The sequence below is a fragment of the Psychrobacter sp. Sarcosine-3u-12 genome (assembly GCF_002836005.1).
Lineage (GTDB): Bacteria > Pseudomonadota > Gammaproteobacteria > Pseudomonadales > Moraxellaceae > Psychrobacter > Psychrobacter okhotskensis.
Genome location: NZ_PJBY01000059.1, coordinates 1 through 282 on the forward strand (window position 1 = coordinate 1; position 282 = coordinate 282).

The 282-nt window shown below is 36.5% G+C and carries 1 pseudogene; it reads right to left on the reverse strand.

Going from position 1 to position 282, the window contains the following annotated elements:
* Positions 1 to 282: pseudogene (locus CXF65_RS01145) on the reverse strand (hypothetical protein); the annotation flags it as partial.

Consider the following 282-nt stretch of genomic DNA (forward strand, 5'->3'; position numbering starts at 1 on the left):
ATAAAGCTGTCTTTAGGGCTTAAACGAGGCTCACTTAAACTTTTAGCATAAGTCCAACCCTTACCTTGCAGTTCTTTAAAGAAAGCCATCATTTTTTGATAAGCATCTTCGTCCGATATACCGTTGTCTGTAGTGTCGAAGAAAAAATCAACTGTAATTTTATTCAACCCTCTCTGCTCGCTAGTTACCTTATCCATAGCTAAAATAGTGACAACTTGGTCAATCTTAAAACTATCATCAGAATAATGGAAAATTGCTTTCCCCATGTTGCTTGTTGGAAAG